The sequence below is a fragment of the Arthrobacter pityocampae genome (genome assembly GCF_002927275.1).
GTDB classification, from domain to species: Bacteria; Actinomycetota; Actinomycetes; order Actinomycetales; family Micrococcaceae; genus Arthrobacter_D; species Arthrobacter_D pityocampae.
The window spans coordinates 43,931-66,731 of sequence record NZ_PRKW01000006.1 but is presented as its reverse complement, the minus strand read 5'-3'; the positions used below and the strand labels follow the sequence as shown (position 1 = coordinate 66,731).

Sequence of the window (22,801 nt, the reverse complement as noted above, 5' to 3'; positions counted from 1 at the left end):
TGTCGGCTGATAGTTGTCGGTGGGAACCGAAATAAACGGGCTGCATCCTTGGTTCCCGCCTATATGACTACATCACCAAATCTTACGTTCAACGACGGCCACACGATCCCGCAGCTCGGGTACGGAGTGTGGCAGGTCGAGGACAACGTGGCCGAGGACGTCGTCGGCAAGGCCTTCAAGGCCGGCTACCGCCACATCGACACCGCCAAGATCTACGGGAACGAAGCCGGCGTGGGCCGCGCCATCGCGTCGTCCGGCCTGAGCCACGACGAAATGTTCATCACCACGAAGCTGTGGAACGCCGACCAGGGCTACGAGAGCACGCTGAAGGCGTTCGAGGAGTCCATGGAGCGTCTCGGCCTCGAGACCCTCGACCTCTACCTCATCCACTGGCTGCAGCCCAAGCAGGGCAAGTACCTGGACACGTGGAAGGCGCTCATCGAGCTGCAGAAGCAGGGCCGCGTCAAGAGCATCGGCGTCTCGAACTTCACCATCGAGGCCCTGACCGAGATCATCGACGCCACCGGCGTGGTCCCCGTCATCAACCAGGTGGAGACGCACCCCTACCTGAACCAGTCCGAGCTCCGTGCGTTCGAGGCCGAGAAGGGCATCCTCCACGAGTCGTGGTCGCCCATCGGCTCCGGCAAGGGACTGCTCGACGACGCCGTGCTGCAGGACATCGCGCAGAAGCGTGACGCCACACCCGCGCAGGTCGTCCTCGCCTGGCACCTCGCGCTCGGCAACGTGGTCATCCCGAAGTCCGTCACGGAATCCCGCATCATCGAGAACTGGGAGTCCCTCGACGTGAAGCTCGAGGACGAGGACATCGAGGCCATCAACGGGCTGGACAAGGGTGCGGCCGGCCGCATCGGCGCCGACCCCGCGACGGCCGACTTCGCGTAACCTCCGCGTCAGCGTGCTCACTGAGCACGTGTGGTGGGTATGCGACGGCGGAACCCGCCACGAATATTCAACGACGTGACATCCAAGGAGCCGCCCGGCATCGCCGGGCGGCTCCTGTCGTCGCCGGGCGGTCTCAGGCAGCCTGGGCCAGGGACGCCCGGAGCGAGTAGTCGGTTCCCTCGAGGATCAGCTGTGCGCAGCGTCCCGTCACCGGATCGAGGACGATCGGGGCGGCCAGGTTCACGGTCGTCCCGCTGGGGCCGGGATTGGCGACGACGAACAGGTGGGCGTCGGGGACGTCCGGCCCGAGGACGCCACGCTGCGCGTCCGAGAAATGTGGGCTGTACTGCGGCACGTAGGTGGCGGCGTCGAGAAGGAACAGGCGCACCCCCGTGTCCTGGGCCGCGGTGAGGGTGAACAGCCCGTCCGCGCCCTGCACCTGCTCGAGGTGGAAGTCCGTGAGCGGTGCGAGCCCCGGGGGAGGGGTGACGAACGCGGCCCTCATCGCAGGAAGTCCATCAGGGAGGGCTGGAGGACGCGGGCCGAGACGGCGAGCGCGCTCTGGTAGGCGGTCTCCTGGAGCTTGAGGTCCAGGATCACGGAGGCGAGGTCGATGTCTTCCACGGTGGCGCGTTCTCCTTCGAGGGCCAGCGAGGCGTCGGCGACGGTGTCCTTGGCTTCGAGCAGCCGCGCGTGGCGGGTGCCGATCTCGCTGTGCTGGGTGGTGACGGCCTGGATACGCTGCTGGAGCGGGGCCAGGTGGACGGACACGTCCTTGCCCTCGCGCAGGTCCGCGGCGATGGTGTCCAGGAGAGCGAACGCCGAGGTGGGGCCGCTGCCGAAGACGTCCGCGCCGTTCGCGTCGACGCGCACGGTCTGCCCGGGGCCCACCCTGCGCTCCACCGTCCCACCGGCCTCGAAGGTCAGATCCGGGCGCAGCGCGGCGGATCCGTCGGTGTTCCCTGCGAACAGGAACCGGCCGGCGTAGGTCGCGTTCGCCTGGCCGGCGAGTTCACCGCGCAGTGATTCGATGTCGAGCGCGAGAGCCTCCCGCGCAGCCGGGGGCAGGGACGAGTTGGAGCCCTGCAGGGTGAGGTCGTTGACGCGGTCGAGCGCGCGCTTGGACGTCGTCATCGCATTGTCGAGCTGGGAGAGCCAGCCTTCGCCGTTGGAGATGTTCCGGGCGTACTGCTCGTTCGCGCGGATCTCGCCGCGGACGCGCAGTGCTTCGCCGGCGGCTGCGGGGTCGTCGGAGGGGCGGCTGATCGCCTTCTGGCTGGATGCCTTCTCCTGCAGCTCTGACAGCCGAGCGAGGTTGTGCTGCAGTGAACGCTGGGCTCCCTGCATCATGGTCTGGTTGGTGACGCGCGTGATCATGGTGGCCTTTCCCTAGCGTCCGACGATTCCCATGCGGTTGATGAGGACGTCGAGCATCTCGTCGACGGCCGTCATCACGCGCGCGGCGCCCTGATAGGCGTGCTGGTACTGCAGCAGGTTGACCTGTTCCTCATCCATGCTGACCGAGGTGGCACCCAGCTGCTGCCGCAGGGCGCTGGTGGCGGAGACCTCGGCGAGGGCGTTGCCCTGGAGCTCGGTACGCGCTGCGGCGCCGAGGTCGACGACGAACGCCGACCACGCGGCGTCGGGCGATCCCGAGCCCTGACCGATCTCCGAGATGGCCAGGGCCACGGAGCCGTCGAATCCGCTGGCGCCCGGGGCGCCGGCGGCGAGCTGGTCGCGCCCGGTCGGCAGCACATCGAGGGACGCCGCGGCGCGGTCCGGATCGTAGGCGAAGAACGGGCCCTTGCCGGCGCCGGTGTGGAGGGTGTTCACCTTCTCGGCGAGTGTCGTTGCGAAGGCGTCGTACCCGGCGGCGGCCTGGGCGAGGGGCCCGCCGTCCTCGGCGCGGGCGAGGAGGGACAGGGTCGCGGCGAGTTCGCCGGTCTCGACGCCGGCGGATGCGCCGGGGAGGTCCGCCCATTCGACCTGGACGCTCCCGGCGCCGTCGAGCCCTGCGGGTCCGGTGACCTGCAGGGCGCGGGCTGTGACGCCGGAGACGAGGGCACTCCCGGCCACCAGGACGTCGGCCGTGCCGTTCGCGTTGTCGCGGACCGTGGCGCCGGTCAGTGCGGCGAGCGTCGAGGTCAGGGTGGTGCGGCGGTCCACGAGCTCGTTGGCGGAGGTGCCCGCGGCGACGGCGGAGCGGATCTGCCGGTTCAGGTCCGCGACCTGCGTGGCGGCGGCGTTGACCTCGGTGACGAGGCCGGTGGCCGTGGAGCGGGAGGTGGCCCACTGGGACTCGACCTCGCGGTAGCCGGCGGCGATACGGGAGGTGAGCTGACCTGCGGCGGCGAGGAGCGTCGACGCCGGAGCGCCCTTCTCGGGTGCGTTGGAGACTTCCTGCCAGCCGGCCCAGAAGTCCTGGAGGGACGCGGAGACTCCGTGGGCGCCGGGTTCCCGCAGCCCGTCCTCGAGCGTGGCGAACGCCTGGGCGCGGACCGCGGTGTATCCGGCGGCCCCCGCCGTGATGCGGACGCGTGCTTCCAGGTGGGCGTCGCCGAGCCGGGCGATGCCCGTGGCGAGGACGCCTTCGCCGGCGCGGACGCCGGTGGTGAAGAGCGACGGCCGGGCCGGGGCGGTGGCCGCGGTCTCGAGCCGCTGCCGGGTGTACCCCTGGGTGGTGGCGTTCGCGATGTTCTGCCCGGTGACATCGAGGCCGGCCCGCGCTGCGGCGAGCCCTGAGTACGCCGTGGTGAGTCCGCTGAATGTGCTCATGGTCCCGCTACATGTCCTTGTCGAGGAGGGTGGGTTGTGCGTGGCCCCGGCGGTGGCCGTGGCTCGCGGCGCCGTCTGCGGCATAGGTGCCCGCTCCGGTGCCGATCCCCGCGAGGGTCTCCTGGGCGGACCGGCTGGCCGCCTTGAGGAAGTGCTGGTTGCTGTCACGCAACGCACCGATCTGCGCCACGAGGACCGTCATCGCCTGGAGGTGCGCGGTCAGCAGCTCACCCCACGGTTCGTCGGGGGCGGCTGCGGCCAGTTCGCGGAGGGTGGCGGTGCCGTCGATCCCCCAGCTCTCCGCCACGCCGGAGGCGTGCACGGCGCGGGCGAGGCCTGTGTCGCGGAGCCGTTCGAGGACCTGCTCCACTTCGCGGGTGGCGTGGTGGAGCCAGCGGGTCCGGCCGGAGGTGAGGAGGAGCTGTTCCTCCTCGAGCTTGAAGACGAGGAGCTCGAGCAGCTCACGCTCCTGCCAGAGCAGGGCGGACAGATTCTGGGCGCTCACGGTGCTTCCTCCTCTCCGGTGCCACGGACGGTGGAACCGGGAGAACTATCGGCGGTATCCGGCGCGATGTAAGGGGATGTGGCCGGTCGCGTCGTCGCACCCTACCGGCAGGGGCTCAACCGGCAGCGCTCAGGGCCGTGGACATCGGGGCATGCCGGGTGATCCAGGGGGCCACCTCCGCGGCCGGCAGGGGCTTGGCGAAGTGGAAGCCCTGCGCCACGTCACACCCCAGCGCACGCAGCTCCATGAGGGTCTCCTCGTTGTCGACCCCCTCGGCCACCACCCGCAGGTCGAGGCTGTGTGCGAGGACGATGATCGAGCCCACGAGCCCACTTGCACGTGGATCGGTGCGCATCACCGTGATGAAGGAGCGGTCCAGTTTGAGCTCATCGGCGGGGAGGTCCCGCAGGTACGCCAGGGAGCTGTAGCCGGTCCCGAAGTCGTCGATCGAGATCTGGATGCCCGCGGTGCGCAGGCGGGCGAGGATCTTGGCGGCATGGGCGGGGTCGGCCATCAGCATGTCCTCGGTGATCTCGAGCATGAGGCAGTCCGGCGGCAGGTCGTGCTGCTCGAGCAGCGTCAGGACCTGCCGGGGGAGGTACTGCTGGATACAGGACCCGGACAGGTTGACGGCGACGCTGATCGCCATCCCGTCGGCATGCCAGCGGGAGGCCTGGTCCACCGCCGCTTCCAGGACGAGCGTGGAGAGCTGCGGCATCAGCCCGGCCTCCTCGGCGATGGGAAGGAACGACGTCGGCGGCAGCTGCCCGAGGACAGGGTGGTTCCATCGGACCAGGGCCTCGACGCTGGTCACGGCGTCATCGGCGAGGTGCACCTTGGGTTGGTAGTGCAGCTCGAACTGTCCCTCGACCAGCGCCGTCCGGAGTTCCTCGAGGGTTCTCAGCTTGCGTGCGCCGCCGTCGTCGTCCATCGAGCTGTAGAGATGGTGCCCGCTGCGGGTGGACTTCGCGCGGAACATGGCGATGTCCGCCTTGCGCATCAGGAGGGTGATGTCGGTGCCGTTCTCCGGGGTGAGGGCGATGCCGATGCTGACGCTGATCGTCAGGGCGGCCGTCCCGATGCGGATCGGCTCCGTGAGTTTCGCTTCCAGCCGCCGCGCCACCTTCAGGGCGTCCTCCCGGGACAGGCCGTCGAGGAACACGGCGAATTCGTCACCGCCCAGGCGTGCGAGGAGGTCCTCCTGCCTCAGTGCCCCGGCGAAGCGCTCGCTCACCTGGACGAGGAGGGCGTCGCCGACCTCGTGCCCCAGGGCGTCGTTGACGTCCTTGAAGCGGTCGAGGTCCAGGAAGAACAGTGCCCCGGGACGGCGCCTGCCCAGCCGGCCTCGGAGGTCCTGGACGAGGCCCCGGCGGTTCGGCAGCCCCGTCAGCTCGTCCGTGGTCGCGAGGGTGACCAGCATCCGGTTCCGGAACAGCAGGGGTACCGCGGCCAGGAGGAGGGTGAGGGCGGCGAGGATCTGGGCGACGGGGGCGATGGGCACCTGGCACCCGATGATCAGGACGGCTACGGCCGACCCGGTGGACAGCATCAGGGCGGTGGCAGCAGGCAGGCCGCGGTCCCGCCGGCGCAGGGGCGTACCTGTACGCGTCACGCCGTCGAGCCACAGGGCGATGCCGACGAGTCCCAGGATCCAGCCGGCGTCGATCATCGAGCCGACGGCGTAGTCCCGCATGCCCAGCGCGAAGGCGATATCCGCGGCGGCGAAAAGGGTGAGTCCGGCGACGAGCAGCAGCCAGCGCGACCCGAGATCGATCCCGCGGGAGGCCAGCAGGCCACCGGCGGCGGTGATCAGCAGGAGGTCGAGCAGGGGGTAGATGACGATCACGACCACCCCCAACGCCGTACCTCCACTGACCTCGGCGCGCAGGACCGGCGCGAGGACCATGGCCATGACGGCCGCGGCGGCCATGGCACCGACGAGGCTGTCCAGCAGCAGCGGCCAGGTCATGCCCTTCAGCTTGCGGAGCGAGACCGCTAGGGCGCCGAGCATCAGCGGGTAGAAGGCGCAGTATGCGATATCAGCGGCCGATACGTCCGTGAGGGCCTGCTGCCCGTCCAGCGCCGCGAGATAGAAGACGTCTCCTGCGGCGCGCACGGTCACTGCTGCGGCGCCGAAGACCACCTGCCACTGGGACAGTCGTGTACGAAGGACCGCGCAGACGCAGACGGCGACGGCGGAGAGTTCCACCGTGGTGCCGAGCCACACGCCGACGACGTCGAACCGGACCAGGTCGCCGAGGAGGAGGCCCGCGATGTACAGGATCGACGCGGTGACGGCAGCGATCACCGGGATCCGGGACATGCTCCGCCACGCCGTGCGTTCTCCGTGCGCTTCAGCAAGCACCGGCACTTCCTCCCCGTCTCCTATGGTCAGGACCCTGACCGTAGGAGATCGAGCCTACGGCCGTCGCTCCACCCCGGCAGTCGATCCGGCCTGCTGAGCCCGAACCCACGGGGAAAACTGGCGATTTGCTGCGTCAAATAACGCTCGGCCGACGGCGACCGGAAAAAAGTTCTCCGGATTCCTAACACCCTGGGCCGGCTGTTCCGATAGCTACGGTTGCAGGCCCATGGATGGGCCGGCGATAGCAACCCTTTCACGGAGGAATACATCATGGGTTTCCAGATCAACACCAACACCGCGGCCAACACCGCATACCGCAACCTCTCCAGCACTCAGGGCGATATGTCCAAGTCGCTCGAGAAGCTCTCCAGCGGTCTCCGCATCAACCGTGCAGCCGACGATGCCGCCGGTCTGGCGATCTCGGAGGGCCTGCGCTCGCAGATCGGTGGCCTGGGAGTTGCAGCCCGTAACGCCCAGGACGGCATCAGCGTGGTCCAGACCGCTGAAGGTGCGCTGACCGAGGTCCACAGCATCCTGCAGCGTGTCCGTGACCTGGCCGTCCAGTCGGGTAACGACTCCAATAACGCGGACGCACGCACGGCCATCCAGACCGAGGTCACCGCGCTGTCCGAAGAGCTGACGCGAATCGGCAACTCGACGAACTTCAATGGCACCAAGCTTCTCGATGGCAGCGCGGACCTCACTTTCCAGGTGGGTGCAGGAAGCGTGGACGTCAATGATCAGATCAGCGTTGACCTTACGGGTGCAAATATCTCGGATCTGGGCGCGACCATCGGTGCCCTGCCGTTCGACTCTGCAGCGAACGCTCTGACGACGATTGCCGCGCTTGATACGCAGATCACTGCAGTCTCCACCTCGCGCTCCGAGCTCGGTGCCGTGCAGAACCGCTTCGAGTCCGCGATCAACAGCATCAACGTCTCGCAGGAGAACCTCTCGGCGGCCAAGTCCCGCATCACCGACACCGACATGGCGAAGGAGATGGCGGACTTCACCCGCGCGAACATCCTCTCGCAGGCCGGCACCGCGATGCTGGCCCAGGCCAACCAGATGAACCAGGGTGTCCTTCAGCTCCTCCGCTAGACGGTGAGTATGTAGGCGAAAGTGCACGACGGCGGGGCCGATCCTGGACCGTGAGGTCCCGCCGCCGTGCATTCGCTTGCCCAGCACCGCCCGTCCTGATGAACACGACTGATCCTGATCACTAGGCAGCACCTTCCAGCCCCGAGAGGCAGACCCATGGCGTTCTCCATCGACGGCATCGCGAGCGGGCTGGACACCACGAACATGATCAACCAGCTCATGCAGTTGGAAGCCCGCCCGCAGACGCTCCTGAAGGCGAAGGCCACCTCGACGCAGGGCTTCGTCACCGCCCTGCAGCAGCTGAACACCCGCTTGAGCTCCCTCACCGAGCTCGCGACCAAGACCGCAAAACCCCTGGCCCTCGACCTCTACAAGGTCGCCAGCAGCTCCGACGCCGCCACCGCTACGGCGACCTCGTCCGCCGGCGCCGGCACCGTCGACTTCACCGTGAAGCAGCTCGCCTCTTCCCAGTCCTCCGTCACGGGCGCCATGTCGGTGTTCTCCCCAGCAGCCTCCACGCTCACCCTGCGGGCAAAGGACGGCACCACGACCGAGATCGCGACCACCGGAACCCTCGACGACGTCGTCGCCCGGGTGAACAAGGCCGACGTCGGCATCACCGCGACGAAGGTCAGCACCGGTACCGACGCCGCCGGCGTGCAGCAGTACCGCCTCCAGTTCACCGCGCAGGAACCCGGCGCGGAGCACGCCTTCGAGGTGTTCCGCGGCACCGCGGCAGATGTCACCGCCGGCACAGCGACCGATCTCTTCACCGAGCCGGGCGCAGCCACCGTCCGCGCCGCGCAGGACGCCGAGGTGGTCCTCTGGGGCGGGACCGCGGCCGAGCAGATCGTGGCGTCGTCATCGAACACCTTCGCGGACATCCTCCCCGGCGTCTCCGTCACCGTCGCCAAGACCACCACCGAACCGGTCTCCGTCACGGTGTCCCGTGACACCGAGGCCACCACCACGAAGGCGAAGGAGCTCGTGGAGGCCCTGAGGGGCGTCTTCTCCTTCGTGGAGACGAACACCAAGGTCACACCGGGTGCGACGGCCAGCGCCGCTCCGACGTCGGGCCGGTTCACGGGCGACAGCGCCGTCCGCGGGATCACCCAGTCGATCCTCACGGCGGCGACGGCGCCCATCAACGGCAAGTCGACCTCGGAGCTCGGCATCACGCTGACGCGCTCGGGGACCGTCGAGTTCGACGCCGACAAGTTCGCCGCAGCGCTCGCGAAGGACCCGGCCGCCGTGAAGGACGCCCTGACCCAGCTCTCGACGCGCATCGCGGACGCAGGCAAGGCCGCGTCGGACAAGTACGACGGCGAGCTCACGCGCCGGATCACGAGCCAGGAATCGACGGTCCGCAGCCTCAACGACCAGGTCTCCGGCTGGGACACCCGGCTCGAGAAGCGCCGGGCCACCCTGGAGCGCACCTACTCGGCACTCGAGGTGCAGCTCTCACAACTCCAATCACAGGGGGACTGGCTGTCATCCCAGCTGGCAGGCCTCCCCACGGGAAGCGGGCTCTAGATGCTGCAGATGAACGGATACCAGGCCAAGCGGTCGCAGTACGTGCAGGACGCCGTCCTCTCGGCGACCCCGGCCGGGCTGCTGACCATGCTCTACGACCGCCTGCTGCTCGACTTGGCCCGCGCCGGTGCCGCCCAGGAGGCGGGGGAGTGGACGGAGGCCTCCGAGCAGCTGCTGCATGCACAGGACATCGTGGGCGAGCTCATGTCATCGCTGCGCACCGACGTGTGGGACGGCGCAGCCGGCCTCATGTCCCTCTACACCTACGTCCGGCAGACCCTGATCGAAGCCAACACCCGGCGGGATCGCGCCAGAACGGCGGAATGCGCCGAGATCCTCGAGCCACTGCGCCAGGCGTGGCACGAAGCGGCCAGCACGGGCCAGGCGCCTGCGAGCCAGGTGCCTGCGCCCCAGCAGGACGAGGCCGCGCCCCGCTCCCTCGGAGTGCTCGGTGTCGGTTGATCCCGACAACCTGAGGGACCCCGACAACTTGAGGGGCCCCGGCAGCCCGATAGATTCCGACAATCCGACAGATCCCGACAGCCCGACGGCGACGGCGGCCCTGAAAGCCTGGACGGCGGTTCTGGACGCCCTGGAAGCGGCGCTGGAAACGGCCCTGGATGCCGCATCCGGGACCCCCGCAAATGCCGCGTCCGCCGCCGACGCCGACCCCGGGACGGCGCCCGACGGCCCCACGGACGCCGCGCTCAGGACGACCGGCGACGGCGTCGTCCCGTCTTGGACCGTGACCGGTGGCGCCGCCACCGGGGACGCCGCGGCGAGCATCTCCGCGGTCGGTGACCTCCAGCGTCAGACCGCCGTCCTCGCCGGGTGGATCCCGCCTCGGGTCGAGGGCCCCATCCCCGCCGAACTCCTCCCGCGTGCGCGCAGCATCAGTGAGCGCCAGCGGGCAGCTCTCGCGCAGCTGACGGCCGACGCCGACACCCTGCGGCGCCACCGGAACGCCCTCGGGACCGTCCAGGCGGCGACCGCCCCGCGGCAGTCGGCCGTGTATCTCGACGTCACGGGCTGAAGTTCCCCCGAAGAGGACCTAACGGCGGGCCCGGGCACGTCCGATAGTGGCCGGTGAGCATGGATCGCTCACCCCCAGGCCATGGATCGGCCGCTCAGCCTTGCCAGAAGAGGTTCTGCCGCCGTGCTCGATTCAGTGTCCTCGCTCGCCCTGCGCAGTGCCCTCGACGGGCTCGCCCTGCGCCAGCGCGTCACCGCGAACAACATCGCCAACGTCAACACCCCTGGCTTCCACGCGCAGCGGGTCAGCTTCGAGGACGCCCTGGCGCGCTCGGTGGCCATGGGGGACGGCAGCGTGCAGGCCACCACCGACACCTCCCTGGAACCCACCCGGCTCAACGGCAGCAACGTCAACATGGACACGGAGACGCTCTCCAACATCGACACCGTCCTGCGCTTCCAGTTCGCGGCCCGCGCCGTTGAGGGCCCCTTCACCAGCCTCCGCACCGCCCTGAGGACCAACTGATGACCTTCGACGCCATCGGCATCTCCGGCACGGGGCTGACCCTGCACCGCAAGTGGCTCGACGCCGTCGCGGACAACATGGCCAACGCCAACACGGTCACCGCGACCGACGGCGCAGCCTTCCAGCAGCGCTACGTCACGGCCCGCGCCGACGGGAACGGGCAGGGCGCTTACGTGGCCGGCGCCGAGTTCGGCAGCGCCGAGGGCCGCATGGTCCACGAACCCACCCACCCCCTCGCGGACGCGGACGGTTACGTCCGCTACCCCGACATCGACATGAGCGCCCAGATGGGGCAGCTCATCATGGCGCAGCGCGGCTATCAGGCCAACGCCGCCGTCGTCGACCGCGCCAAAGCCACCTACGAAGCAGCCCTCCAGATCGGACGCTCCTGATGCCCGTCCCCGCCATCGCCGCCGTCCAGCCGGCCGCCACCTCCTACCTGCCCTCCGTCGGAGCCGTCTCCGACGCCGGCGGTGAAGGCTTCGCGTCGTCCCTCACCTCGGCCGTGGACAATCTCCAGGGCCTGCAGTCGACGTCGAACGCTCTCTCCGTGCAGGCCGTCACCGGCGACCTGACGGACATCCACAACGCCACCCTCGCCTCCACACGGGCCCAGGTGACGCTGGAGCTCGTCGCGGCCGTCCGGAACAAGGGCGTTGACGCCTTCAACGAGATCATGAGGATGCAGGCCTGATGCCCACGCCCCTGTCCACCGCAGCCACCCGCCTGGGTGACGCCGTGAAGAGCTTCACCATCGCCCAGCGCACCATCGCCATCATCGGTGTCGCCGTGCTCGTGCTCGGCGGGATCGCCCTCACGTCCTGGCTCTCCAAGCCCTCCTACACCCCGCTGTTCTCGGGGCTGAGCGGTGAGGACGCCAGCACCATCGTCGACCAGCTGCAGACCGACGGCGTGCCGTACGAGCTGACCCAGGGTGGCGGCACCATCCTCGTCCCCGAGACCGCGGTGTACGACCAGCGGATCAAGGCCGCCTCGGCGGGCCTGCCGTCGTCGTCGACCGGGGGCTACTCGCTGCTCGACGACATGGGGGTCACGTCCTCCGAGTTCCAGCAGTCCACCACCTACAAGCGGGCGCTCGAGGGGGAGCTCGCCGCGACGGTCTCCGCGATCGACGGCGTCAAGGCCGCGACCGTCCGCCTCGCCGTCCCCGAGGACACCGTATTCGTGGCCGAGCAGGGCAAGCCGACGGCGTCGGTCTTCGTGGAGACCAACCCGGGTGCCACACTCTCGAGCGATCAGGTGCAGGCGATCACGCACCTGACCTCCGCCTCGATCGACCGCATGGACGCCGCGGACGTCGCCGTCATCGACTCCGAGGGCCGCGTGCTCTCGGCGGTCGGCGTCGGCGCGACCGGCGGTAGCGACCAGCAGGCCTCGGACTACGAGAAGCGAATCCAGGCGTCGGTGCAGGCCATGCTCGACCGCGTGGTCGGGGTCGGCAACGCGACCGTCGCCGTGGCGGCGGACATGAAGCGCGAGAGCGCCGAGCGTGTCGAGGAGACCTTCACGACGCCCGAGGACGCCCCCGCGCTCAACGAGTCCACCTCCACCGAGGACTACGAGGGGGCCGGAGGCGCCCAGGCCGGCGTCCTGGGTCCGGACAACATCGCCGTCCCCGAGGACGGCGCCAAGGGTGACGGCACCTTCAACTCCGTGACGAGCACGCGCAACAACGCCGTGAACAAGACCACGGAGTCCACCACCGTGCCCTCCGGTGGGATCAACCGCCAGACCATCTCAGTCGCGGTGAACCGCGGCGCCACGGCCAACATGGACGTCGCAGCCCTCACCGCCGTCGTCTCCAGCGCCGCCGGCGTGGACACCGCACGCGGCGACGTGGTGACGGTCGAGGAACTACCGTTCAGCGACGCCGGGGCCAACGCCGCCGCGGACGCCCTCGCGGACGCAGCGGATGCCGCCGCGGAGCAGCAGCGGGCCGAGCTCATCCGGACGCTCTCCATCGTGGCGGCCATCCTGTTCGTCGCCATCGTGGCGCTCATCATCTACGCACGCCGGTCACGCCGCCAGCGGCGCGAACCGCTCGATCTCGGGGAGCTGCAGGGCGTCTACCCGGCGATCCCGGCGCCGAGCACCCCCGCGATCGATCCTGCGGTGGCCCTCCTCGCGCCCCTGGAACCGGTCCCGAACACCACCACGATCGACGTCGCCGCGGTGCAGGCCGCGCTGCAGGCCAAGACGGCGGAATCCGACCTCGACCGCATGCGTGCCGAGGTCGAAGCCCTCGCCACCCAGGACCCCGCGAAGACGGCCGAACTCCTGCGCAGCATGATGGATGACAGGCAGAGCGTATGAGCACGCTCGCCCGCACGGCCGTGACCGGGACGCAGAAGGCCGCCATGGTGCTCATGCAGCTCGATCAGCACCGGGCGTCCGAGGTCCTCAAGCAGATGTCCGAGGCCGAGGCCGAGGAGATCGTCGCGGAGATCGTGCGCCTGCGCCGGGTGGAGCCCGCCGCCGCCGAGGAGGCACTCGCCGAGTTCCACGAGCTGAGCACCAGCGGCCGACGCCGGACGCGCGGCGGGATGGACGTGGCCATCGGGCTGCTCGAGTCCTCCTTCGGCGCGGAGCGTGCAGCGGGCGTGGTGGGGCGCCTGGCCTCGACCGCGGCCGGGAAGTCCTTCGAGTTCCTCGACAGCGTGGAGCCCGGCCAGATCCAGACCGTCCTCGAGGGCGAGCTCCCGCAGACCATCGCCCTGGTCCTCGCGCACCTCAAGCCGGAGCGCGCGTCGGTGGTCCTGGCCGCCCTGAACCAGGACACCGGCACCGACGTGGCCCAGTGCATCGCGACCATGGGCTCCGCGACGCCGGAGGCCGTGTCCATCGTGGCCGACACCATCAGGATCCGGGCCGGTGCCGTCGCGGCGCCGCGGCGGGGCACGACGGCGATCGGCGGCATCCAGCCGCTCGTGGACATCATCAACCGGGCCGACATCGGCACCGAACGCGCACTGCTCGACGGCCTCGAGACCCGTGACCCGGCCCTGGCCGAGGAGGTCCGCGCCCGCATGTTGACCTTCGCGGACATCGTCCACTTCGAGCGTCGCGACGTGCAGCAGGTGCTGCGCGGCATCGACACCGCCGTCCTCGCCCTCGCGATGAAGGGCGCCGCCGAAGCCGTGGTCACCGTGATCCGCTCCAACGTCTCCGAGCGCAACCGGGAGATCCTCGACGACGAGATCCGCGCCGTCGGGCCCGTCCGCATGTCGCAGATCGAGGAGGCCCGCGCCGAGGTGGTGCGCGCCATCCGCGACCTCGAGGCGCAGGGCACCATCACCATCCAGCGCGGGGAGGAGGACGAGTATGTCGACTGACGCCCTGACCCCCGTCGCCTTCCCGCGTCTCGGTCCCGGCTCGGGGCAGGCCACGCACCACGCCGCCGTCGCCCAGGGGCACGCCGCCGGGTACGCCGACGGGCTGGCCCTCGCCCGCGCCGAACTCGCGGAGCGCCGCCTACGGCTCGAGGCCGACCACGCCGCCGCCCGCGCACGGGCCGATGACGCCCTCGCGGAGCGACTGCGGGTCCTCGACGCAGCAGCGCGGGCCTTCGACGCGCGGACCGCCCCGGTCCTGGACGAGGCCCGCACCCGGATCCTCGACGCCGCCGTCCACATCACCGAGGCCCTGCTGGGCCGGGCCCTGGAGGACGGGCCGTCCTCGGCGCGAGCCGCCGTCGCGCGGGCCCTCCAGGGAGCGGAGGATGTGCAGGTGCGCACTGTGCGCCTGCATCCCGCGGACCTCGCCCTGCTCAGCCCGGATGACGCGCCGGCCACCGTGCAGCTCGTGCCCGATGCCTCCCTCCAACGCGGCGACGCCGTCGCGGAGTGCCCGGACGGCCATGTGGATGCACGCCTCGGCACCGCCCTCGCCCGTGTGCGGACCGCCCTCGCCGCAGGGGGTGCCGCATGAGCCTCGCCATCGACGACGCCGTCGGCCTCGCCCGCGCTGCCGCCGCGCCCCAGCGGTACGGCAGGGTCGCGTCCGTCGTGGGACTCGGCGTCGACGTCGTGGGCCTCGACTGCGCCATCGGGGACGTCGTCACGATCGGGGACCCCACCGCCGGCTCCGGCACCGTCGATGCCGAGGTGGTCGCTGCCTCGCTCACCGGGCTGCGCTGCATGCCGTACGCCCACCTCTCCGGGATCCAGGCGGGAGCCCCCGTCCGTGCGCACGGGGGTCCGCTCCTGGTGCCGGTGGGTCCGGGGCTGCTGGGCCGCGTGCTCGACGGCGTGGGTCGGCCCATCGACGGGCGGGGGCCGCTCACCGATGTCGCGTGGGTGTCGCTGGACAACACGCCGCCGCCTGCGCTGGAACGCACCCGCATCACCGAACCGCTCCAGCTCGGCGTGCGTGTGATGGACACGCTCACCACGGTGGGCCGCGGGCAGCGGATGGGTCTGTTCGCCGGGTCCGGGGTCGGCAAGTCCTCGCTGCTGTCGATGATCGCCCGCGGCACGGACGCCGCCGTCTCCGTGATCGCCCTCGTGGGGGAGCGCGGCCGTGAGGTGCGGGACTTCCTCGAGGACGATCTCGGTGCCGAGGGCCTCGCCCGCTCGATCGTGGTCGTTTCGACGTCGGACGAACCGGCGCTCCTGCGCCTGCGTGCCGCGTTCGTGGCCACCCGGATCGCGGAGGCGTTCCGTGACGGCGGCGCCGACGTCATGCTCATGATGGACTCGCTCACGCGGGTCGCGATGGCGCAGCGCGAGATCGGCCTGAGCGTCGGCGAACCACCCGCCACCCGCGGCTACCCGCCGTCCACCTTCTCCCTGCTCGCCCAGCTCCTCGAACGTGCCGGGACCGGCGCGAGAGGGTCCGTGACCGGCATGTACACCGTGCTCGTGGACGGCGACGACCACAACGAGCCCGTCGCCGACGCGGCACGGTCCATCCTCGACGGGCACGTGGTGCTCGACCGCAAGCTCGCCGTCGCAGGACACTTCCCGTCGATCGACCCGCTGGCCTCGATCTCACGGGTGGCGTCCCGTGTGACCACGCGCGAGCAGGCGGCGGTCGCCGCCGTCCTGCGCAGGACGCTCGCCGCGCGGAAGGCAGCCCAGGATCTCATCGACGTCGGTGCGTACGCCCGCGGGTCCAATCCGCTGGTCGACGCCGCGCTGAACCACGAGGCCGGGATCACCGCGTTCCTGCAGCAGCGGATGGACGAGCAGACCCCGTTCGACGACGCCTGGAACCGCCTCGCCCACCTCACCACCTCGATGGGAGTCTCCTGATGGCACGACAGTTCCCCCTGGCGGGCCTGCTCCGGCTGCGCCAGCTGCGCGAGGAGGAGGCCGCGGGATCCCTGGCGGCAGCGAACGAACGCCTCCGGTCATCACGCACCCGCGCCGAGGTGCTGAACGACGCCCTCGACGGCACGGACATCAGCCCCGCGGGCTCGGCATCGCTCTATGCAGTGGCCGCGGCCAGGGCCTCGGCACGCAGCATGATGGCCGACCTCCACGCCCTCGAGGCGCACCTGCAGGGTGAGCAGCACCGTGCACAGGACCAGTACCGCGCAGCACGCGCGGCGACCATGGGTCTCGAGAAGCTCGAGGACCGCCACCGGGACACGGAGGCTGCGGCGCTGATCGGCGCCGAGCAGCGTGTCCTCGACGAACTCGCCTCGGTCAGCAGTGCCCGGCGCGGTGCAGAGGAAAGACCATGACGATCACCGACGCGGTGGGCCGTATCCAGCAGATCCAGTCCACCCTGACCATGCTCTCCACCCCGCCGACGCGGGCGCAGGCTGCTCCGGCAACGACGGCGGGCGCCTCCTCTGCCGGGGCCTCGGCGGCGAGCGCCACTTCGACGGGATCGTCGAAGGCGGCGGCGGGTTCGTCGGCGGATCTGTTCGCCAATGCGCTCGCGGGTGCCTCCGGTACTCCGGGTCCGTCCGCTGCTCCGGGTGCATCGGGTGCATCGGGTGCATCGGGTGCATCGGGTGCGTCCGGTACGTCGGGTGTCGTCGGCGCCGGTGCGGCCGACGCCGCCCCGGTCGTTGCTCCCGCTGCCGAATCACCGGCGCCCGTCGTGCCTGCGGACACCGCGCCGGTTCCCGTTCCGGCCTCCGCGGACGCGGCCCGGCTTATCGAGGCTGCGCGGTCCTACGAGGGTGTCCCCTACGTCTGGGGCGGCACCGACCCGGCGTCGGGCCTCGACTGCTCGAGCTTCGTGCAGCGTGCGTACTCGGACATCGGCATCCAGTTGCCGCGCGTGACCTGGGACCAGATGAACGCGGGGACGCAGGTCCCGTCGCTCGCGCAGGCCCAGCCTGGTGACCTCCTGTTCAGCTTCGACGGCGGCCACGTGTCCATGTACCTCGGCGGAGGCAAGGCGATCGATGCCCCGCAACCCGGCAAGACCGTCGCGGTCCGGGACATGTGGGAGACCGACGCGAACATCACCACCATCCGCCGCATCCTGCCGACGGATCCCGCAGGGGCTGCAGCTATGGGTGCCCCTGTCGCAGCGCCGGCGGTCTCCGAATCGGTCGACGCGGCCCTCTCGGCCCAGGCTGCCTTCCTCGCGAGCATGGCGCGATGACGCCCGTTCAGGGGCCGCCCGCCGCCGCCGTTCCGCGCGCAGCAGGCGATCCGTTCCGTCCGGGTGTCGGGTCCCGCGACAGGAACTCGGCGGCGTCCTTCGGCGACCTGTACCGGACGCACGTTGGGGAGCGCCCGGGCGAGGTCACGGGCGACCGGGGAATCGGCGGGCTAGGGGGTCGTGGTGCGGGTAGCGGCACGGGTCGTGTGGTCGACCGCGGTGTCGCGGGTCCTGCGGTCGACCGGTATGCCGGCCGCGATGCCGGCCCTGTCGCTGGTCGACGCCCGGAGTCCGCCGCAGACCGTGCCGGTCGCTCCTCAGCAGGACCCGGGCCGGGCTCAGCAGCGAACCGGGCGCGCCTGGCCGCGCAGACTTCGGCGGACCGTGTGGATCGGCCCGGTCATGCTGACAGTGCAGATCGCGCTGACCGTGCTGACCGTGCTAACGGTGCTGACCGTGCTGACCGTGCTGACGGTGCTGACGGTGCTGACGGTGCTGACGGTGCTGACGGTGCTGACGGTGCTGACGGTGCTGACGGTGCTGACGGTGCTGACGGTGCTGACGGTGCTGACGGTGCTGACGGTGCGGGTCGCGCTGACCGTGCTGACGGTGCGGATCCTGCTGACCGTGCCGGTCGTGCCATCCCGGATACCGCGATCGCCCCGGCAACGCATTCATCATCCGTGGCAGTCTCATCATTCGTGGGCGGTGGGTCCGTTCCACAGGCAATGAACTCGGCCCCTGGAACAGTCGAACCCGGTGCCGCTTCGTCATTCAGGGGCGATTCGAGTGCCTACGGAAGCACGGCATCACCCGCTCACGGGGTCATGGGTACAAACACCGTAGTGGTCCCGGCACTTGCGGAGGGCCCGGCGACACTGGTTGCCGAGTCCCGAATGGATGTGTCCGCAGCAGCCGCTCACGGGACGGCGTCGTCGGGAGCCGGCACCGGCACGGTGGTGACGTCGTCGAGCGCCGGCACTGTCGCCACATCGCCGGGAAGCGACGCTGGAGTGACGCCACCGGGCACGGTCATCGGTGTCGCGTCATTGTTGGGGGCGGCCGATTCCGCGGGTGCAGGCGCTGCAGTTGCTCCGCCTGGTCCTCTGGTCCAAGCTGCTTCGGCTGCTTCGGCTGGTGCTTCCGTTCAGGCTGGTTCGGTTGGTCCTCTGGTGCAGGCTGGTTCGGCGGACGGCGTCGTGCCCGGCCTGGTCCCGGCGTCCGAGACCATCCCGCCCGAGGCCACCCCGACCGGCGCAGGAGCAGAGGGCGAGGCGCCGGACGCCGTCGATCCTGGTGCGCCGGTCGCTACGGAGACCGGAATGCAGGCCGCCGCTGATTCAGGTGCGCAGACCCCTAACCCTGACGCAACCACCGGGCAGCCCGGGGCCGATCTGCAGCCCGCATCAGGACGCGTCGACCTGCCGGCACCCGCGCACCCGATGTCCGCGGGCGCCGTCGTCGGGTCCTCCGATGCGTCAGCGGCGGCACCGGTCCGACCGGCAGCGGCTCCCCTGCCCCAGCAACTGGGCGGTCACGCGTTCGTGCTCGCCCAGTCCGCGGCCGACGCCCCGGGCGGGACGAGCACCATCACCGTCACCGTCGCGCCCGACGATCTCGGTCCGATCACCATCCGGGCCAGCTTCACGTCGGACGGCACCAGGCTCGAGTTCTTCTCCTCCACGGACACCGGCCGGGAGGCCCTCAAGCAGGCACTACCCGAGCTGCGGCGCGAGGCGTCGTCGTCGGGTCTGTCCGCATCGCTCGATCTCGGGACCGGCACACCGGGCGACCACCGGGACGACCACCGGGACGGGCCGTTCCGCTCCACCACTACGACTGCACCCACGGCCCGCGGGACGATTCAGGACTCCTCCTGGACCAGAAACCCCGCCGCAGGTTCCTCCGCCCTCGACCTCTTCGCCTGATCCGGAAGGACACCATGCCCATCGACCCCGTCGCGTCCGCGACCTTCGCCCCCACCGAGACCCCTGCCCCCGGGACCCGGAAGCAGACCATGGACTCGGAAGTGTTCATGTCCCTGCTCGTCAACCAGCTCCGCAACCAGGATCCCAGCGCGCCCATGGACACCAACGAGATGATCGCGCAGACCACGCAACTGGCCATGATGGAGAAGATCACTCAGATGACCGGCGTCAGCGAGGAGAACTTCCACCTCCAGATGCGATCCTCCGCAGCTGCGCTGATCGGCAACGAGGTCTCCTACACGGGCTTGGACGGCGTCGAGGCCCGAGGCCTGGCGACCGCTGTCTCCTACAGCGGGCCGGTCCCCACCGTCACCATCGGCGGGAAGAGCATCGCCCTCGACCTCGTGTCCGGTGTGGGTACGCTCCCCACACCGACGCCCGTACCGCTGTCCTGATCCCACCTTTGACTTCCTGATCCGCCCGTTCCGTCTCCGAAAGGCATCATCATGCTTCGCTCGCTCTACTCCGGCATCTCGGGGCTCCGCTCCCACCAGACCATGCTCGACGTCACCGGCAATAACATCGCCAACGTCAACACCACGGGCTTCAAGGCGTCCGCCACCCAGTTCCAGGACACACTGTCCCAGCTGACGCAGGGTGCCGGCGCTCCGCAGGAAGCCCTCGGTGGCACCAATCCCGCCCAGGTGGGCCTGGGTGCGCAGGTGGCCGGCATCGTCACCAACTTCTCGCAGGGTTCGGCGCAGTCCACCGGCCGCGCGACGGACATGATGATCAACGGCGACGGACTCTTCGTCACCCGTGTGGGTGCCGAGACCCTCTACACGCGGGCCGGAGCCTTTACGCCCGACGCCGATGGGCGGCTCGTCACGCCCGACGGCTCCATCGTCCAGGGCTGGCCTGCCGTCAACGGGGAGGTCCAGCAGGGCGCGGTGGGCGACCTGCAGATGCCCAAGATGGGCGAGGTCACCGCGAACGGTACGCTCGAGTCCTTCATGCTCAGCCCCGACGGCACCCTGATGGGTGCGTTCAGTGATGGCACCCGCCAGCCGCTAGGCCGGATCGCGCTCGCGGGCTTCGTCAACCCGGCGGGGCTCGAGAAGGCCGGCGGCTCGTCCTACCGGGCGACGGCGAACTCGGGTGCTGCGGAGATCGGTGCGGCCGGAGCCAACGGCCTCGGAACGCTCGACGCCGGAGTCCTCGAGATGTCCAACGTGGACCTCTCGCAGGAGTTCACCAACCTGATCGTGGCGCAGCGCGGGTTCCAGGCGAACGCGCGCATCATCACGACGTCGGACGAGGTGCTCCAGGAGCTCACGAACCTCAAGCGCTAGCTCGCAACGGAAAAGCGCCGGTCGGTCCCGGGATGGACCGACCGGCGCTTTTCGGTCGATAACGGGGTCAGGGAAGGTCCTGTCGGCGTCGCCCGTGACGCCGCAACAGAAGGCCCGGTGCCGTGGGTGGTGCTTCGAGCGCACTCGTACTTGAGATGGTTCAGATTCGGCGAGGTGCGATGGCATCACTCGTCCGGATCGTGCAGGGCCCAACGTCGGTGCCGGCTGCGCGGAAGGCCTGCTTCGGTCTTCGAGGTGGATGATCGCCGAGTCACTCTGCTGATTGACTGCGGCACGCGCCCGTGGGGGTGCTCGTTCGGTCCTGCCCGCCTGCACGAAGCGCTGCGACTTGAGGGCCATGACGGGCTGCGACGCTCGTCAGGGATAGTGCCAATGCATGCCGGCAGCTGCCGTGGAAACTGCTTCGGGCGAGGCGCCCGGACACCTCAAAATGTCGGTGGCGGTTGGGAGAATTCAGTATGGACAGCAGCCGGAACGCTCCTCACGAAGCGACCTTCAGTGGTAGCGCTTCGAGGCAGGCGGGCGTTCCTGCGGCTCGGGTGCGGGATCTCATCGACGTCATGGCTTCCCTTCCCCTGAGTGCAACTGGTCCGGAGCTGATCGACGAGGTGCGGGCCCTGGAGGAGTTGAAGTCGGCGATCGCCGGCGCGCAGGCTCGGGCTGCTGTCGCTTTCGATCTGGTCCAGCGCCAAGTGCAGGCGGCCGCTGGTGTCCCGGTGGCGGAGCAGGGGCGTGGGGTGGGCGCGCAGCTCGCCCTGGCCCGCAGGGAGTCCCCGGCCCGCGGGGGCCGGCTGCTCGGTCTGGCGCGGGCGTTGGTGACGGAGATGCCGAAGACTCTCGCGGCCCTGGAGTCGGGTCGCCTGAATGAGTGGCGGGCGACCCTGCTGGTGCGGGAGACGGCGTGCCTGTCCGCTGCGGACCGGTGCGCGGTCGACGAGGAACTCAGCCCCGATACGGGCACCTTCGACGGCGCCGGCGACCGACAGCTGGTCGCCGCGGCGCGGGCGGCGGCGTACCGGCGGGACCCGCGCAGCGTCACCCAGCGGGCCAGCCATGCCGCCACGGAGCGGCATGTGAGTCTGCGCCCTGCCCCGGACACCATGACCTACCTGACCGCCCTGCTCCCCGTCGCCCAAGGGGTGGCCGTGCATGCGGAACTGACCCGGCACGCCGACACCCAACGCGCCACAGGCGACACCCGCAGCCGGGGACAGCTCATGGCGGACGCCCTGGTGGAGCGGACCACGGGAACCCCAGGCGGGTTCTCCCGCATCGAGGTCCAGCTGATCATGACGGATAGGACCCTGCTGCAGGGCGACAGCGAACCGGCCCGCCTGCCCGGGTACGGGATCGTCCCCGCCGGCTGGGCCCGGGACCTCCTCACCACCACGAACCCGAGGCTGCCCGGGGAATGCGGAGCCGGTCGGCCCGCCGATCAGTCCGCAGGGCGGGCAGCCCGGCGGCACGACGATCGATCAGCCGACAAGGCAGCCGGACTCGCGTCAGGGGCCGCAGCCGATCAGCCCGTGGGGTGGCCCGCCGGCCTCGCGGTTCGAAGCGCACCCGGGCAGGCCGCCCCGGGATTGGACGGGCAACCAGTGGATCAAGCAGCCGGGCCCGCAGGGACCGCAGCCGATCCGGGAGCCGCACCGGGATTCCAGGTGTGCCTCCGCCGCCTCTACACCGCCCCCGGAACCGGGGAACTGGTCGGCGTCGAGTCCAGGTCCCGCCTATTCACTATTGGGCAGCGCCGGTTCCTCCAGGCCCGCGATGATCTGTGCCGGACGCCGTACTGTGATGCGCCGATCCGGCACTACGATCACATCATCCCCTGGCACACCAACGGACCCACCACCCTGGCCAACGGGGCCGGGCTCTGCGAGGCGTGCAACCACACCAAGGAACTCGACGGCTGGAGAGCACGACAACACGCGGACCCCGGGGAACGGCACGCCTTGACGGTCACCACGCCCACCGGGCACACCTACCACTCCACCGCACCACCCCTCCCCGGCAGCAGACCCAGCGGGAGGGACTGCGAGCAGAAGGCCGGGACGCAACACCGTTCCTCGGCGCCGCCCCCATCGCCGGGCCACGCACCCGATGGTCGCAGCACTCAGGGACATTCCTACGTACAACGGAGCCTGCGGGTCGATCTGGTCTACGCGTGATCTGCCGATAGCGATCGACAGGCCGGTCGATGCCACGTTCGGGGATGCCTGCCCGGCCACCGGC

24 protein-coding genes are annotated in these 22,801 nt (G+C 70.2%); 19 read left to right on the top strand and 5 right to left on the bottom strand.

Annotation, left to right across the window (positions count from 1 at the left end):
• The first annotated feature begins 63 nt into the window (after nucleotides 1–63).
• Nucleotides 64–903 (top strand): aldo/keto reductase, encoded by an 840-nt coding sequence (locus C4K88_RS14295; protein ID WP_104122319.1) that lies wholly within the window; start codon nucleotides 64–66, stop codon nucleotides 901–903.
• A 133-nt stretch (nucleotides 904–1,036) separates the two neighbouring features.
• Here C4K88_RS14295 and C4K88_RS14290 read toward each other — a convergent pair whose 3' ends face one another.
• The 5 genes from C4K88_RS14290 to C4K88_RS14270 all read right to left on the bottom strand — a co-directional run bounded on the left by C4K88_RS14290 (nucleotide 1,037) and on the right by C4K88_RS14270 (nucleotide 6,548).
• A complete protein-coding gene (locus tag C4K88_RS14290; protein WP_104122318.1) occupies nucleotides 1,037–1,408 on the bottom strand; it encodes a flagellar assembly protein FliW in 372 nt (123 codons plus the stop codon).
• Complete coding sequence (flgL, locus tag C4K88_RS14285) at nucleotides 1,405–2,280, bottom strand: flagellar hook-associated protein FlgL (protein ID WP_104122317.1); 876 nt, start codon at nucleotides 2,278–2,280, stop codon at nucleotides 1,405–1,407. The genes C4K88_RS14290 and flgL overlap by 4 nt, the downstream gene beginning before the upstream one ends.
• Nucleotides 2,281–2,292: 12 nt before the next feature.
• Nucleotides 2,293–3,678, bottom strand: coding sequence for a flagellar hook-associated protein FlgK (gene flgK, locus C4K88_RS14280; RefSeq protein WP_104122316.1), 1,386 nt, complete (start codon nucleotides 3,676–3,678; stop codon nucleotides 2,293–2,295).
• Nucleotides 3,679–3,685: 7 nt separating this feature from the next.
• Nucleotides 3,686–4,183, bottom strand: a complete 498-nt coding sequence (locus C4K88_RS14275) for a flagellar protein FlgN (RefSeq protein WP_104122315.1) — start codon at nucleotides 4,181–4,183, stop codon at nucleotides 3,686–3,688.
• Between the two features lie 115 nt (nucleotides 4,184–4,298).
• Complete coding sequence (locus tag C4K88_RS14270) at nucleotides 4,299–6,548, bottom strand: putative bifunctional diguanylate cyclase/phosphodiesterase (protein WP_146065703.1); 2,250 nt, start codon at nucleotides 6,546–6,548, stop codon at nucleotides 4,299–4,301.
• Between the two features lie 270 nt (nucleotides 6,549–6,818).
• On the opposite strand from C4K88_RS14270, the gene C4K88_RS14265 reads away from it, so the two are divergent.
• The 18 genes from C4K88_RS14265 (at nucleotide 6,819) to C4K88_RS14180 (ending at nucleotide 22,737) form a co-directional block, all read left to right on the top strand.
• Nucleotides 6,819–7,649, top strand: coding sequence for a flagellin N-terminal helical domain-containing protein (locus tag C4K88_RS14265; RefSeq protein ID WP_104122313.1), 831 nt, complete (start codon nucleotides 6,819–6,821; stop codon nucleotides 7,647–7,649).
• A 156-nt stretch (nucleotides 7,650–7,805) separates the two neighbouring features.
• Nucleotides 7,806–9,182 carry a flagellar filament capping protein FliD gene (gene fliD / locus C4K88_RS14260; protein WP_104122312.1) on the top strand — a complete coding sequence of 459 codons (1,377 nt, stop codon included), beginning with the start codon at nucleotides 7,806–7,808 and terminating at the stop codon, nucleotides 9,180–9,182.
• A 9-nt stretch (nucleotides 9,183–9,191) separates the two neighbouring features.
• The gene (gene fliS, locus C4K88_RS14255) at nucleotides 9,192–9,644 is read left to right on the top strand and encodes a flagellar export chaperone FliS (RefSeq protein ID WP_174705251.1); all 453 of its coding nucleotides are present in this window, start codon (nucleotides 9,192–9,194) and stop codon (nucleotides 9,642–9,644) included.
• A complete protein-coding gene (locus tag C4K88_RS14250) occupies nucleotides 9,634–10,215 on the top strand; it encodes a hypothetical protein (RefSeq protein ID WP_104122310.1) in 582 nt (193 codons plus the stop codon). Before fliS ends, C4K88_RS14250 begins: the two co-directional genes overlap by 11 nt.
• A gap of 123 nt (nucleotides 10,216–10,338) precedes the next feature.
• The gene (locus C4K88_RS14245; RefSeq protein WP_104122309.1) at nucleotides 10,339–10,680 is read left to right on the top strand and encodes a flagellar basal body rod protein FlgB; all 342 of its coding nucleotides are present in this window, start codon (nucleotides 10,339–10,341) and stop codon (nucleotides 10,678–10,680) included.
• The gene (locus tag C4K88_RS14240; protein ID WP_104122308.1) at nucleotides 10,680–11,072 is read left to right on the top strand and encodes a flagellar basal body rod protein FlgC; all 393 of its coding nucleotides are present in this window, start codon (nucleotides 10,680–10,682) and stop codon (nucleotides 11,070–11,072) included. The genes C4K88_RS14245 and C4K88_RS14240 overlap by 1 nt, the downstream gene beginning before the upstream one ends.
• Nucleotides 11,072–11,374 carry a flagellar hook-basal body complex protein FliE gene (gene fliE, locus C4K88_RS14235; protein WP_104122307.1) on the top strand — a complete coding sequence of 101 codons (303 nt, stop codon included), beginning with the start codon at nucleotides 11,072–11,074 and terminating at the stop codon, nucleotides 11,372–11,374. The genes C4K88_RS14240 and fliE overlap by 1 nt, the downstream gene beginning before the upstream one ends.
• Nucleotides 11,374–13,014 carry a flagellar basal-body MS-ring/collar protein FliF gene (fliF, locus tag C4K88_RS14230; protein ID WP_104122306.1) on the top strand — a complete coding sequence of 547 codons (1,641 nt, stop codon included), beginning with the start codon at nucleotides 11,374–11,376 and terminating at the stop codon, nucleotides 13,012–13,014. The genes fliE and fliF overlap by 1 nt, the downstream gene beginning before the upstream one ends.
• Nucleotides 13,011–14,033: a flagellar motor switch protein FliG gene (gene fliG / locus C4K88_RS14225; protein ID WP_104122305.1), complete on the top strand. Its 1,023-nt coding sequence runs from the start codon at nucleotides 13,011–13,013 to the stop codon at nucleotides 14,031–14,033. The genes fliF and fliG overlap by 4 nt, the downstream gene beginning before the upstream one ends.
• Nucleotides 14,023–14,628, top strand: coding sequence for a FliH/SctL family protein (locus C4K88_RS14220; protein WP_104122304.1), 606 nt, complete (start codon nucleotides 14,023–14,025; stop codon nucleotides 14,626–14,628). Before fliG ends, C4K88_RS14220 begins: the two co-directional genes overlap by 11 nt.
• Nucleotides 14,625–15,953, top strand: a complete 1,329-nt coding sequence (locus C4K88_RS14215) for a FliI/YscN family ATPase (protein ID WP_104122303.1) — start codon at nucleotides 14,625–14,627, stop codon at nucleotides 15,951–15,953. The genes C4K88_RS14220 and C4K88_RS14215 overlap by 4 nt, the downstream gene beginning before the upstream one ends.
• Entirely contained in the window at nucleotides 15,953–16,387 is a 435-nt protein-coding gene (locus C4K88_RS14210; protein ID WP_104122302.1) for a flagellar export protein FliJ, read from the top strand. The genes C4K88_RS14215 and C4K88_RS14210 overlap by 1 nt, the downstream gene beginning before the upstream one ends.
• Nucleotides 16,384–17,265 carry a C40 family peptidase gene (locus tag C4K88_RS14205; protein WP_104122301.1) on the top strand — a complete coding sequence of 294 codons (882 nt, stop codon included), beginning with the start codon at nucleotides 16,384–16,386 and terminating at the stop codon, nucleotides 17,263–17,265. The genes C4K88_RS14210 and C4K88_RS14205 overlap by 4 nt, the downstream gene beginning before the upstream one ends.
• Nucleotides 17,266–17,667: 402 nt before the next feature.
• A complete protein-coding gene (locus tag C4K88_RS17460; protein WP_167399057.1) occupies nucleotides 17,668–17,997 on the top strand; it encodes a hypothetical protein in 330 nt (109 codons plus the stop codon).
• A gap of 440 nt (nucleotides 17,998–18,437) precedes the next feature.
• A complete protein-coding gene (locus tag C4K88_RS17170) occupies nucleotides 18,438–19,193 on the top strand; it encodes a flagellar hook-length control protein FliK (RefSeq protein WP_146065702.1) in 756 nt (251 codons plus the stop codon).
• 14 nt (nucleotides 19,194–19,207) lie between these two features.
• On the top strand, nucleotides 19,208–19,648 hold the full coding sequence (locus tag C4K88_RS14190) for a flagellar hook assembly protein FlgD (RefSeq protein ID WP_104122299.1): 441 nt from the start codon (nucleotides 19,208–19,210) through the stop codon (nucleotides 19,646–19,648).
• A 51-nt stretch (nucleotides 19,649–19,699) separates the two neighbouring features.
• On the top strand, nucleotides 19,700–20,545 hold the full coding sequence (locus tag C4K88_RS14185) for a flagellar hook-basal body complex protein (protein WP_104122298.1): 846 nt from the start codon (nucleotides 19,700–19,702) through the stop codon (nucleotides 20,543–20,545).
• A 581-nt stretch (nucleotides 20,546–21,126) separates the two neighbouring features.
• On the top strand, nucleotides 21,127–22,737 hold the full coding sequence (locus C4K88_RS14180) for an HNH endonuclease (RefSeq protein ID WP_241521980.1): 1,611 nt from the start codon (nucleotides 21,127–21,129) through the stop codon (nucleotides 22,735–22,737).
• Nucleotides 22,738–22,801: the final 64 nt, after the last annotated feature.